Source organism: Micromonospora pisi (assembly GCF_003633685.1).
Classification (GTDB): Bacteria; Actinomycetota; Actinomycetes; order Mycobacteriales; family Micromonosporaceae; genus Micromonospora_G; species Micromonospora_G pisi.
Genome location: NZ_RBKT01000001.1, coordinates 464550 through 477034, shown reverse-complemented (window position 1 = coordinate 477034; position 12485 = coordinate 464550). Strand labels below are relative to the sequence as shown.

Genomic DNA, 12485 nt, shown 5'->3' with positions numbered 1-12485 from the left:
CCGTGGCTAGCGTGCTGCCGTCACGGATGCATGACTAAGCCGACAATGCCCGCGGTACGACAAGTGCGCGTATGTTTTCCACGGCACAGATCCCATTGCCGCGACCCGGATGTGGCTCAGGACGTGATCAGACGGGCGGGATTCAGAGCCAGCGCTGTGCCGCCTCGACGCTGTCCCCACCGCTGGTGTTGAACGCAATGGCGGCCTGGGGCGCGTGGCGGCGGATTAGGTTCACGATCTGCTCGAAGAGCGGAAGCAACTGCTCGGTCTTGCGGATCCCGCCGCCGACAACCACGACATCCCACGGCTGCTTGGTCAGCGACGTGACGAGGGTGGACTCGGCCGATTCATCGAACACGACCAGCACCATGGCCGCGTCAATGCCGTGCTCGCCAAAGCGGCTCAGCGCCCCATCGAGAGCCGCGCGAAGAGCCTGTCCGTCGACGCCGGGCATGGCTTGCGGGTCGTAACCAACAACAAGTGCGGAAGACATGTGGGCAGCTTACTGGCCTTGCAGCGAGCATGATTTGCCGGACAGCTCCACGGATGACTGGATCTGCCGCCGTCCGTGCGCGCTACCTTCAGCCAGAACCGTTACGCTCCGTACCCGACCTTGGGTGTCGACCCACGTCCGAAACTGTCGATGTGAGTGCGCCCGGTCAGAGGTCAGGCTCGCTGCTCGGCGAATGCCTTGGTGAACATCGCAAGGTAGCCGTCATGAGCCAAGCGCAATTCTCCAAGCTCATCCTCCGCGAACCATGCGATGGCGTCGTGTTCGTTGGGCGCGGCATTGGCCGGGGTTCCCGTCCAGGTTTCGATCAGCCAAATCTGCATGCTGAACCCGTCGGCATGGATTTCGTCCATCGGCGGGCCCGTCGGCTGGGCGACGTCGATCCCTAGCTCCTCCCGTAGTTCTCGAACTAGCGACGCGGCAGGAAGCTCCCCGGGTTCTACGTGACCACCCGGCAGATCCCACACGTCGGGATACCGGTGGCGTTCGGCGGACCGGTGGCACAGCAGCAGCCGGTTACCGTCCCGGAGGAACGCCGTAACTATGTGCGCCGGAGCAGCACTCTGCGAGGGATTCGACACATGCGCATTCTGCCATTGTGGTGAGCCGCCGCCGATCGTGCCAACGCCGAGTGATGTGCCGTCACGTACCGTAGTGCTTCCCGACATCCTGTGGCACACGGAGCTGCCGAATCGAGTGCGTTCAGTGTGTTCGAGTCTCCCAGACCGGCTCCTGGGGGTCGTCATTGTGCACGATAATGTCGACGCGATCGGTCGGGCGGACCGCAGCGAAGTAGAATTGCTGGGAGGGGATGTAACGCTCGCGCCAGCGCCGTTCGATTTCGGCTCGAGATGACACCCGGCGCTCTCGGATCACGGCACGATCCACTGTCTTCTCGAGCTCGGTTGACACGAAGATGCGCAGATCCCACCGATCAATCAGTTCCGGGCGCATGAGGAACACGCCGTCGAAGAGCAGCACGGTGTCGGCGGTGGCAGTGGTGACCGGCGGGGACAGCGCAGTATCCGCTGTGCGGTCGTAGACCGCGTATTGGAAGCCTCGATCTCCGCCCGGGCCGAGCGGATCGAGCAGGACCCGGTTCAGCGCGTGGTAGTCGTGGGTGTCGAAGTAGCAGCCTTCGGCCGAGTACTGGCCGCGCGGATAGCGCTGCGCCCGGGGGAAGAGGAAATCGTCGATCGTCGCGCGGATGACGTCGCGGCCCTGGTCGCGCAGGATGACGGCCAGTTCGTCGGCGAGGGTGGTCTTGCCGGCGGCGGGCGGTCCGTCGATGGCAACCCGCGTCGGGTGTGCGACTGCGATGGACCCAACTGCCTCAGCCAGGCGGCCGAGCAGCTCGCTGCGGGTACCTTGGTCCATGTCCTGTCCGTCCTGTTGTCGCGAAGGTTGCCGGTCGAGCCGACCTATGCGCGTCAGCCTTTCCGCGCCCGCCACTCCTGGAGTGAGCGAGATTGCGGCGTGCGCAAGTGGCTGCGGTCGGGGCGCAAACGGGCAGCAGGACGAGGTCAAGACAGAACGCACGAGCCGCTCGCTGCCGTCGACTCGCTGTGAGCCGCGGGATGGCGAGCAGCGCTGGTGGTGGCTCGGTCCGGGCTTCCCCGGGTCAGCGGCGGCTGGTGGCCAGGGCGACGAGGTACTGTCCGCCGCCCGCCTCGACGCTTGCGGTCACCGGCAGTCCGGGCACCAGTCGGGAGAACCGGTCGACCAGCCAGTCCGCCGCCTCCTGGGCGTCCTTCTTACTCGGACAGCGGGCGACCAACTCGCGGCCACCCTTGCGTTCGAGCCGCTCGGCGACGGTGATCAGCGGCGCGGGCTCGACCACGTGCAGACGATCCGGCCAGGCGATGACCACCTTGACCGCGCCCTTGCGGGTGTTGCAGGCACGGTGCGCAAGTCGCTCGGCGACCTTGGCCTTCTTGTCGGCGGTGCGGCTGTCGACGCTGGGACCGCGCGCGTCGTTCACCGACATGTCGGCGTCGACCGGTTCGTCGCATACCCAGCATCGCCAGCTGTCACGCCTCGCGACGTCATCGAGGAGACTCATCCGAGCAACCTAGCCTGTCGCGTTCCGGCGAACGACAGCCGACTGCGGCGAGCACCGCCAGTCCGGATCACCCACCTCGGGCTGGGCCACCTCCAGGTCGAAACCCTGATCACCACCGCCCGCCACGCCGACCCGCCGTACCACCATGCGTTACGACCGCGCCTACAAGAACCTCGACCGCCACCCCAACTACATCCTCACCGCCTATACGGCCTCCGGAACATGACGAGCGACTCCGCCGATCACAGGGAATTTGGTTTACGGGGCTCAGTAGGGTCTCGGCGTGGACGCGAGCGAGATCAGACCGCAGCTGTTCCCCAATCGCTTCGCGGATGCGGTTGGACCCGGTGCGGGCGGTCCGGCCCGCGACCAGTGCCGCTGCGTCGGCTACTCGGTCGCAACCCGGCCGAGCAGCGTCGTGTTCCACGCGGACCGGCAGGACACCGAGGCGGCCGGCTGGCGGCACCTGCTGGCGCTGATTGACGAGGCCGCAGCGGATGGGCGGACGGTGTTCAAACCCTTCGTGGAGCTGAGCGCTCCCGAGCGGCGGCAGATCGTCACGCTGCCGGCAACGATCGCGAAGCTGACCGCTGTCAAACATCTGGTGCTCTACGGCACCAACCTGGTTCGTATACCGCTGGAGATCGGGGCAATGACCAGCCTGGAGGTATTCGAGCCTTACACCTCCCACCGGCTGCACTGGTACCCGTACGAGCTGACCAGATGCGCGAAGCTCGGCGACAGCACGGTGAGTACCCGCGCCCTCTACGGAAACTTCAAGTTCCGTCCGCCGTTTCCGAAGCTGCGGGCGCTGACCCGCTCGGCAGAGGCCGATTTCAACGCACTCGACCCAGGTACGTGGGGCTGTGAAACGGTGCGAGCCTGCAGCGTCTGCGATGGCCCGGTGGACGGTGAGCTGCGCCAAGTCTGGATCTCTGGCCTGGTCGCCACCGACGTCCTGCCGATGTTGGTGAACGCCTGCTCCGCAGCATGTGTGGCGGCACTGCCGCAACCGCACCCCGGTTACCACCCGACGCCGCACACCGGAGGCCCGCGAATCCTTCAGCCATCTGCGGGGGATTGAGGCGGCAACCACACCTGCACGCGCAACTGCCGATGTCCGCGCACCCGACCCCACGGCGGCGATGGCGACAACGGCGTGTGCTGGCCGTGGGCCACCCCGATCGCCGGGCTCGCCCTCTGGTCGATGCGTTCGTGGCACCATGTTGAGCCATGGATCATCAGGGGCAGTTCCGTCGTGCGGCGCTCGCGTTGGGCGTCCCGGACGACGAGATCAGCGAGTTCACCAAGCACCTCCGGTTGTCGATCCGGTTGAGCGGGGGCCGACGAGTTCTATTACGGGAGTTTTGTGATCCGCCACGACGACCTGGCCGCCGGTCGACTGGACAAGGCGCTTTCCGTGGTCGAGTTCAGCGGATAGAACCCCCTGAGGCGCCCATCGGCGGGCAGGTCGACGTCGGCGGGGCGCAGGTCCTCTCGCCGTTGACGCAGGAACCGCGCCGTCTCCGGTCTGGCCATGGGGCGCCTCCTCCACCGCCAGTACCGGTTGTCCCTGGATCGGCCGGACTGCCGACAGCATCATTGACAGCATGAACGATTCCACGGCACTGGTCACCGGCGCCAACAAGGGCATCGGCAAGGAGATCGCGCGGCAGCTCGCGGCCGCCGGGCTCACCGTCTACGTCGGCTCCCGAGACCCGGAGCGGGGACAGCGGGCCGTTGACGAGATTGGCGGCAGCGCCCGCCTACTGATCCTCGACGTCACCAACGATCAAAGTATTGCCGAGGTCGCCCGTCAGGTCGAAGACCTCGACATCTTGGTCAACAACGCCGGAATCTCGGTCGACCTGAACCCGGTAACCGAGACCGACGTAGACAGCTTTCGCCGTACCTACGAGACGAACGTGTTCGGGATCGTCGCGGTGACCAACGCGTTCCTGCCCGTGTTGCGTCGATCGGCCCGGCCTCGGATCGTGAACATCTCCAGCGGCACCGGATCACTGGACTGGAGTACCGGCCCGCAGGCGCGGTTCCCCACGACGGGCTCACTCGCCGCGTACCGGTCGTCGAAGGCGGCACTCAACGCGCTGACCATCTTCTACGCCCAGGCGCTCGCCGGTGAGGGCTTCAAAGTGAACGCGCTCGCACCCGGGTTGCGAAAGACCGACCTCAACGCGACCGCCGCCGCCAGTGGCGGAGACCCGGCCGAGGCCGCGGCCGGCGCCGTCCGGCTGGCACTGCTGCCCGATGACGGCCCCACCGGCGAGTTCCTTTCCTGGGACGGAACCCCGGTTCCCTGGTGATCATCGGATGTGTGAGTAGGGACAGGACGAGGGTAAAGCGGACTGGCGGCGGTCGATACGGGGTTGGTGGGTATTGGTGTATTCGTAGTCCTGCGGTCGTGAGTCGGGTCGACGATTGGCAACCGTCCAGCCAGGTATGCCTCGCTCAGGATGTGCGCCCTGGTGTTCGTGGCTTCGGTCACCAACAATGGACGGGATGGCCAGTGACCAGCTGCAAGGATCGCGCGCGAGGCGCCGGCTGAGTCGTAACGTGCTGCTGGCCGGCGGCCCGATTGTCGCGGCCGCCGCCGGAATTCTGACCAACCTCGCCACCAGCACCTGGAACTGGTGGCTGGCGATCGGCTTGGCGGTGGCGATCCTGGTCGCCGTGCTGCTGGCCTTCGGGCTCGACAGCCAGGCCACGGCGGCGGCCACTGGGGTGATGGATCTCGTGCCACCGGAGGCGATGTCCCCGCGTACCCCGGCGATGGCAAGAGCGCCTCTGGCGAACACCGTCCCGCGTCCGGAGTTGACCGACATGGTGTGGCGGCTTCTGGCCCCGTATGGGGCCGCCACACCTGGAGTGCTCAGCATTGAGGGGCCAGGTGGGTTCGGCAAGACCACGCTGGCGATGCTGCTTTGCCACGATTCGCAGGTCGCGGATCGGTACCCAGGGGGCGTGCTTTGGGCCACGGTCGGCGACCGTACGACCCGAGTCGGCCTGGCGGGGGAGGTAGGGCGCCTGTGCGAGGCGCTCTCCGGCACCAGCCCAGGCACTGCCGACCCGCTAGTGGCGGGGCAGCGGCTCGCCGAGTTGTTGGCTGAACGCGCGCCAATGCTGATGGTTGTCGACGACGTGTGGCGGGCCGACCAGCTCGACCCCTTCTTGATCGGTGGTCCGCAGTGCCAGCGGCTGGTGCTGACCCGAAACGCTGGCGTCGCCCCCGCCGGTGCGGCGCGGGTCTACGTGAATGCGATGACCGCCGATCAGGCTGCTCAGGCGCTGGTCGCTGGCGAGAGGGGTATCACGGCGGCGACGCTGGCCCGCCTGCTCGCGCTCACCGGCCGCTGGCCAGTGCTAGTGGGGCTGGCGGCTGGGACGATCGAGGCGTACGCGATGGATGGAGCGACCGGCGAGGCCGCCGCCGTCTGGGTCGCCGACCAGCTCACCAGGCACGGCCCGACCGGTGTCGATGTCGACGACGCCAGCAGCCGGGACCGGGCGGTGGCGGCGACGCTGGCCACAAGCCTCCGACTACTGTCCGATACGGAGCGCGATTGCTACGCCGACCTTGCGGTGCTGCCACCGCAGGCAGTGGCCGACGAGGAGGCGTTAGGACTGCTTTGGGCCGCGCGCGGTGTCGAGGGTGCGCAGGTAGCCGCCGTGCAGCGGAAGCTGGTCCGGCTGCGGCTGGCGATCGGTCGCTGGTCTGTGGAGGATCGGCCTGCTCTTCAGCTGCACGACGTCATCGGTGAATACCTGCGACACGGGTTGAACCTCCCGGAGCTGACCGCCCGGCACCGTCGGTTCGTTGACGCCGCCCGCGGCCTGCTGCCCTCGACCACGCTCGGGTGGCGTGGGGCCTGGTGGGAGCTGACGCCATCCTCTCGGTACGTCTGGGACAACCTGGCTTTTCATCTGGTCGCCGCCGGCTACGACCGAGAGGCAGCGGCGACGCTCTGTGACCTGCGGTGGGTCGAGGCCCGGACCAGGAACGCTGGCACCGCCGCAGCAGCAGTCAGCGACCTGGAACACGTCGCCGCGCCCACAGGCCCCGCGCTGCGCACAGCGTTGAGTCGGATCGGCCAACTGTTGACGCCGGTCGAGCCGCCGACCGTACTGGGGGCAACACTGGCCAGCCAGTTGGCGGCGGTGCCTGGCCTGGAAGACCTCGTTGTGGGCTACGAGACCCATCTGCCCCGGCCCCGGCTGGCCAACCGGTGGCCACTGCCCCGCGCCGACCACGAGCAGCTCGACCGGCACTCCGCCGGAGTTGAGTATCTCGCCGTCTCGCCCGGCGGCCGAATCGTGGCGACGGCGAGTTCCGACACCACGGTCCGACTCTGGCGCACCGAAGACGGGACTCATCTCGGCGTTCTACGCGGACACACCGACCTGGTCCTCGGCTGCGACTTCTCGCCTGACGGAGGCATGCTGGCCACCGCGTCCGCGGACGGCACCGTGCGGATCTGGGACCCACGCACGCAGACCCACCTGCGTACCTTCCGCATACACGAGGGCCGAGTGCATGCCTGCAGGTTCACCCCGGACGGCACGACTGTCGTCACCGTCGGCGGCGACGGCGCCGTACGGCTGTCCCGGGTCACCGACGGCGTTCTGGTCCGGGAGTCGACCGGCCACGGCACCCGGATGCTCAACTGCGCGGTTGCCCCCGACGGTCGCACCGTCGCCTTCGTTGACGCGGTAGGCACCGTACGGGCGTGGGACGCCGACGCTGGCGTACCGCTGTTCGCCCACGCAGGCCACGAGGGACGAGTGTGGGCGTGTGAGTACTCCCCGGATGGCCGGCTGCTGGCCACCGGCGGCGAGGACGGCACCGTGCGAATCTGGCGAATGCCCGACGGTGCCGTCCTGCAGACGTTGCGTGGCCACGTCGGCAAGGTGTACGACGCGGCGTTCAGATCGGATGGACGTCTCCTGGCCACGGCCGGCGCGGACCGTACGATCCGGCTCTGGGATCCGAACGGCGCCACCCACTTGCGCAGCTTGGAGGGGCACGGCTGGGAGGTCTGGGCCTGCGCTTTCGCGCCCGACGGCCGGCTGCTCACCGCCGACGGCGACGCCAACCTACGCGGATGGGAGCCGACAACCGGCCTCTCACTCTTCACAGTAGACGGCGATCCGAGGTCCGTCTGGGACTGCGACTTCTCGCCCGACGGCACCCTGCTCGCCACTGCGGGCAACGTGGACGCGCGGCTCCGGCAGGTGTCGACTGGCCGTACAGCGCAGGTGCTCGATTATCCCGACTGGGTCGCCTCCATCCAGTTTTCCCCGGACGGCAAGATGATCGCCTCGGGTGGCGGGTCGGCGGTCGTCATCCTTTGGGACGCGGCAACCCGGACTCGCAGGCACGTTCTCGCCGGCCACTCGGCCGACCTGACCCACTGTGAGTTTTCGCCCGACAGCACTGTGCTCGCCACCACCGCACGCGACGGCACCGCCCGGCTGTGGGACACGGCGACCGGCAACGTTCTGGGCGTGCTGAACTCGGGGGTCTACGAGCTATTTTGCTGCGCCTTCTCACCGGACGGATCGACCCTCGCCCTCTCCGGCCACAACGGCGCCGTGCAACTGTGGAACACCACGACCGCGAGCCACCGCCAAGCCCTGACCGGCCACACCGAGGACGTCTACCATTGCGCGTTTTCACCGGACGGCGCGTTTCTCGCTACCGGCGCCCAGGACGGCCGGCTACAACTCTGGCGTGCGGCGACCGGCGAAACCCACTGGCTGCACGGCCACACCGGAGGCATTTCGTCCTGCAGCTTCTCACCCGACGGGACGCTGCTAGCCAGCTCAGGCTACGACGGCATGATCCGTCTATGGCACGTCACGGAACGTCGATGCATCTGCGCCCTCCGCGTCGGCTCGCCGCTCTATGGATGTGTGTGGCGCCCGGACGGCGGGAGCCTGGCCGCAGCCGGCCTGCACGGCACCTACCTGTTCGACTACCTGCCCTGACCGCCCCGCTGAGCAGTGCGCCCGACTCCCTGACAAGCGCCTCAGGCCCCCGAGCCTCGGTCACGGTGACTGGATCGATCCCGAGTGGTCGGCTTCGGCAGCAACGCGAACAAGCGCGCCCCGACTCCCCTCGGCATGGCGAGGAGCGGGCGCGAGTCGCGCCTGGGTGGAGTACCGTTCACATCTTGCCGAAGCCGGCCCGGCAGGCGCTGGAGGCGATTCAGGTGACGCTCGACGAGGTGTTCCGCCATGTCGACACGCTCGACGGCGATCCATGGCCAGCGCTCGAGGAGTTAGCCGCAAGCGGTGACTATTCGTTGGTGCCGCCCGTGCAGGCCGCGCTGGAACGCTATCTCGACGAGCACAACTGGTACGGCCGGAACTTGATGGCTTACATCCTGGCCGGGCTTCGCGGCACCGCGGCGTTTCCGCTGCTGCTACGCGTGTTCGCTCGTCCACTACGCGGCGATGACCGCGACGACCTCTGTGCCTGGCTGGCGAACATCATGAAAGCCGATCCGGCGGGCTGCCGGCCTACCGTGCTGTCGTTCATCGTCGCCAACCATCGTGACCTACGCGGTGCCGGGTTGTGGGCGCTTGGCTACCTCATCCAGCCCAGCGACATCAACGTGCTGCAACAGGCGCTGACTGACGTTGACCCTCAGATCCGGCGGGCCGTGCTGGGTTCTCTGACAAGCATCGAGGGCGACAGGCGCGCATACGAGTTGGTGCTGTCCGCCTTGCACGATCCGGACGATTGGACTCGGCGATCCGCCGTATTGCACCTGCGCTGGTTCGCTGACCCGGACTCCGTCAATCACCTCCTACCCCTGACTCGCGATCCCGCCGTGCACGTCCGCTCAGCGCTTGGCGAGACCATCGGCTATCTGCCCATCCATCCGGACCATCGGCCAGATGCGACGGCCGCCCTGCTGTCACTGCTGGTAGATGCCGAGCCGCGGGTACGCGCCGGTGCGGCCCGTGGGCTCGGAAACCTGCGCGGGGCGGCTGCGTCTGGACCGGCGCACGACCACTGATCGCCACCCTCACCCAGGACCCAGACCGCACCGTACGAGCCCGCGCCACCGTAGCCCTCATCCGAATCTCACAGCTTCCGGCCTACCCAGCCGCCGACGAGTCGGCGTAGATGAGCGCACCCGATCATGCCGATGAGAGTGCGCCAAGATTGGTGTCAGAGTAAGGGGCGGTCATGGAGGCTGAGGATCATCCCGGTTGGCCGCCGTCACGGTTCCGTAGCGGAACATCGGAATCCACCCCCCCGGTCGAACCGATGTGCTTGCGCAATGAGGCAGACACTGGGGAAGCTTGACGCATGACGCTCAATCGTGACGAGATGGCGGCCGAGGCCTCACGGATCCGGAAAGACCTGCAGTCGGAAGCAATGAGGATCGCCGAAGCAGCAGATGTCGAGGCCAGAAGTACTGCGGCAGCCGCTCGTCGGTGGAATATCGCCTACCTTGCGCTGGGTTTACCTACGGCGATAGTGGCGGCGGTCGCCGGGGCGGCAGGGCTGGCGTCGGCTGACGGGCGCGTTCCGGCGGCTGTCCTTGCGTTTGTGGTCGCAGGGGCTTCCGGTGCTGCCACGTTCCTAGGTGCTGAGTCGCGCGCCCTTGAGGCCCGGCGACGTGCTTCCGGCTGGCGTGCGCTTGAAGCCGACAGCCGGCTGGTTGCCTTGTTCGAAGGCCGCAAGTCGGTAACCACCGAGTTGCGAAACCAGATAAGTCTGCTCATCGCGCGACAGCACGCGATCCTCAGTAACGACCTCGATCGCGACAACGAGATTCGGCTGGCAAGCGTCGGGAAGTACTACGATGCGCTCGCGAACTCCTCGTATGAGGCAGCCGAGGAAGATCTCGTGCGCGATTTCCCGCGCTTCGCGGGCGAGTCGGCAAGTCCCTTTCGCGGGGTCCTTCAGCAGCGCGACCTGCCTTAAGGGTCAGACGAGTCGACAGCGTGACCCCCGGGATCGTCAGCAACGAACACTGCACCGCGGATTGCGGTGGGCGGCGACAGACGCATTGACCTGCCGCTGACAGCGCGGGTGGCCCTGCGTTTGATCGTGGCTCGGGTGAGCGGATGCATGGGTCGGATTGCGCGGAGCATGTTCCGGAGAGCAATTGATTGGCGCGTGGTCGCGTTCGGTGTGAGTGTTCAGGCGCGGCCCCGTACGAGCGGCAGGAAGACCTCGTCGACGATTTCGATCAGTACCTCGTCGGGGACCGAGGGGATGCCGCGCATCGCGAACTCGGCTCGTAGCAGCATCATCGGCACAGTCGCGACGCGCGGATGAGCGGCCGCCGGCGGCGCCTCGCCGCGGGTTGTGGCGCGTTCGAGCATGGTCAGCCAGGCGCGGTCCATGGTGTCCGCGCCCGACCGTTCACGCATGAGGTCGAGCAGCGCCGGGTCGTCCGCCGCAGCCGCCAGCAGGCCGCGTAGGACGGCTCCGTGCGGCGAGGACCACGTCTCGTTCGCCCGCCGCAGCATTTCGAGCGCGTCGCCGCGCAGGGTGCCGGTGTCGGGGTTCGGCATCGCGGCATCGGACAGGTGGCGGTACGCCGCGATGCCCAGTGCCGCTCGGTGTGGCCACCGGCGGTAGATGGCGTTCTTGTTGGTCCTGGCCCGGACCGCGACCCGGTCCATGGTCATCCCCGCGTAGCCGGACTCGCGCAGTTCCTCCGCCGCCGCTTGCAGGATCGCCTGCTCCAGTTCCTCGCCCCGGCGCCTCGTGCTCATGTCTTGTAGGGTACTGGACGTACCTTATAGGGTACGTGACGTACCTTATGAGCGAGGAGAACTCGATGCGCGTCTTCGGCATGAACTACGACACCGGTTTCGTGAGCGCCGGGTCCACGACCCATGAGCCGTTCGATCCCGAGACCGTGCGGCGCGACCTGCGCGTCATCCGTCAGGAGTTGCACTGCGACGCGGTACGCATCACCGGCGGGGTCCAGGACCGGCTGGAGCTGGCCGCGCGATTCGCCGCCGAGGTCGGGCTCGAGGTCTGGTACTGCCCGTTCACCAACGGCCTCGACCGCGACGGGCTCATGGCGTTCGTGCTCGACGGCGCCGAGCGGGCCGAGCGGCTGCGGCGCGGCGGGGCCTCCGTCGTGTACCTCACGGGCTCCGAGATCTCCATGTTCACCGACGGCTTCCTGCCCGGCCGTGACCTGGCCGAGCGCATGGCGCTGTTCACCGATCCGGTGCGGATGCGGGAGGCGGTCCCGGTCGCGCGCGCCGCGGTACGCGACTTCCTCGCCGAGGTGGTCCCTGCGGTGCGGGAGCGGTTCGGCGGCCCCGTCGGCTACGCCTCGATCCCGCTGGAGGACGTGGACTGGGCGCCGTTCGACATCATCGCCAGCGACGCCGGCTACCGCGACGCGACCAACGCCGCGGCGTTCCCGCAAACCCTGGCGGCGGCAGTGGGGCAGGGCAAGCCGTACGCCGCGACCGAGTTCGGCTGCTGCACGTTCCGCGGTGCCGCTGAGGTCGCGGGCGGGGCGGAGCCGGTGACGTACGACGAGCACGGTTGCCCCGCGAAGCTCACCGCAGCGCTGGAGCGCGACGAGGAGGGCCAGGCCCGCTACGTCGTGGACCTGCTGCGCGACTATGAGACCGGCGGGGTGGAGGCGGCGTTCGTGTACACGTTCGCGAACCGGCACCTACCGACCACCGGCGACCCGGAGCACGACTACGACCTGGCCGCGCGTGGGATCGTGCGGGTACTGCCGGACGGCTCGTGGAGGCCGAAGGCCGCGTTCCACGCCCTAGCCGAATACGGCCGCACGCGCGCTCAGAGCCTCACGTTTCCACGCACGACGCGATCCGCGGGTCGGCCTCGAACCACCGTCACTGGCTGTGTCGACAACCTGTAGCCGGAACAGATTG

Annotated in this window: 11 protein-coding genes; 6 read left to right on the top strand and 5 right to left on the bottom strand. The window is 67.8% G+C overall.

Annotated elements, in window-relative coordinates; all coding sequences use genetic code 11:
- Nucleotides 1–142 precede the first annotated feature (142 nt).
- The 4 genes from BDK92_RS02010 to BDK92_RS01995 form a co-directional block, all read right to left on the bottom strand.
- Nucleotides 143–493: a hypothetical protein gene (locus tag BDK92_RS02010; protein ID WP_121154047.1), complete on the bottom strand. Its 351-nt coding sequence runs from the start codon at nucleotides 491–493 to the stop codon at nucleotides 143–145.
- A gap of 173 nt (nucleotides 494–666) precedes the next feature.
- Nucleotides 667–1179, bottom strand: coding sequence for an NUDIX domain-containing protein (locus BDK92_RS02005; protein WP_121154046.1), 513 nt, complete (start codon nucleotides 1177–1179; stop codon nucleotides 667–669).
- Nucleotides 1180–1213: 34 nt separating this feature from the next.
- On the bottom strand, nucleotides 1214–1888 hold the full coding sequence (locus tag BDK92_RS02000; RefSeq protein ID WP_121154044.1) for a cytidylate kinase family protein: 675 nt from the start codon (nucleotides 1886–1888) through the stop codon (nucleotides 1214–1216).
- 244 nt (nucleotides 1889–2132) lie between these two features.
- Nucleotides 2133–2573: a hypothetical protein gene (locus tag BDK92_RS01995; RefSeq protein ID WP_121154042.1), complete on the bottom strand. Its 441-nt coding sequence runs from the start codon at nucleotides 2571–2573 to the stop codon at nucleotides 2133–2135.
- Between the two features lie 283 nt (nucleotides 2574–2856).
- Here BDK92_RS01995 and BDK92_RS01985 point away from each other — a divergent pair, with 283 nt between their 5' ends.
- From BDK92_RS01985 to BDK92_RS38290, 5 genes are all read left to right on the top strand, one after another.
- Nucleotides 2857–3657, top strand: a complete 801-nt coding sequence (locus tag BDK92_RS01985; protein WP_121154041.1) for a leucine-rich repeat domain-containing protein — start codon at nucleotides 2857–2859, stop codon at nucleotides 3655–3657.
- Between the two features lie 526 nt (nucleotides 3658–4183).
- A complete protein-coding gene (locus BDK92_RS01975; protein WP_121154039.1) occupies nucleotides 4184–4897 on the top strand; it encodes an SDR family oxidoreductase in 714 nt (237 codons plus the stop codon).
- 196 nt (nucleotides 4898–5093) lie between these two features.
- Entirely contained in the window at nucleotides 5094–8579 is a 3486-nt protein-coding gene (locus BDK92_RS01970) for a WD40 domain-containing protein (RefSeq protein ID WP_170208453.1), read from the top strand.
- Nucleotides 8580–8764: 185 nt separating this feature from the next.
- Nucleotides 8765–9616, top strand: coding sequence for a HEAT repeat domain-containing protein (locus BDK92_RS01965; protein ID WP_170208452.1), 852 nt, complete (start codon nucleotides 8765–8767; stop codon nucleotides 9614–9616).
- Between the two features lie 296 nt (nucleotides 9617–9912).
- Nucleotides 9913–10533, top strand: coding sequence for a hypothetical protein (locus tag BDK92_RS38290; protein WP_147456880.1), 621 nt, complete (start codon nucleotides 9913–9915; stop codon nucleotides 10531–10533).
- A gap of 218 nt (nucleotides 10534–10751) precedes the next feature.
- Here the strand turns inward: BDK92_RS38290 and BDK92_RS01955 are convergent, their stop codons facing one another.
- Nucleotides 10752–11333, bottom strand: a complete 582-nt coding sequence (locus BDK92_RS01955) for a TetR/AcrR family transcriptional regulator (protein ID WP_121154031.1) — start codon at nucleotides 11331–11333, stop codon at nucleotides 10752–10754.
- A 35-nt stretch (nucleotides 11334–11368) separates the two neighbouring features.
- On the opposite strand from BDK92_RS01955, the gene BDK92_RS01950 reads away from it, so the two are divergent.
- The gene (locus tag BDK92_RS01950) at nucleotides 11369–12472 is read left to right on the top strand and encodes a glycoside hydrolase family 113 protein (protein WP_246016730.1); all 1104 of its coding nucleotides are present in this window, start codon (nucleotides 11369–11371) and stop codon (nucleotides 12470–12472) included.
- Nucleotides 12473–12485: the final 13 nt, after the last annotated feature.

Coding starts and splice junctions, on each gene's coding strand:
- BDK92_RS02010 (WP_121154047.1), bottom strand. CDS start 493: ATGTCTTCCGCACTTGTTGTTGGTTACGACCCGCAAGCCATGCCCGGC.
- BDK92_RS02005 (WP_121154046.1), bottom strand. CDS start 1,179: ATGTCGGGAAGCACTACGGTACGTGACGGCACATCACTCGGCGTTGGC.
- BDK92_RS02000 (WP_121154044.1), bottom strand. CDS start 1,888: ATGGACCAAGGTACCCGCAGCGAGCTGCTCGGCCGCCTGGCTGAGGCA.
- BDK92_RS01995 (WP_121154042.1), bottom strand. CDS start 2,573: ATGAGTCTCCTCGATGACGTCGCGAGGCGTGACAGCTGGCGATGCTGG.
- BDK92_RS01975 (WP_121154039.1), top strand. CDS start 4,184: ATGAACGATTCCACGGCACTGGTCACCGGCGCCAACAAGGGCATCGGC.
- BDK92_RS01970 (WP_170208453.1), top strand. CDS start 5,094: ATGGCCAGTGACCAGCTGCAAGGATCGCGCGCGAGGCGCCGGCTGAGT.
- BDK92_RS38290 (WP_147456880.1), top strand. CDS start 9,913: ATGACGCTCAATCGTGACGAGATGGCGGCCGAGGCCTCACGGATCCGG.
- BDK92_RS01955 (WP_121154031.1), bottom strand. CDS start 11,333: ATGAGCACGAGGCGCCGGGGCGAGGAACTGGAGCAGGCGATCCTGCAA.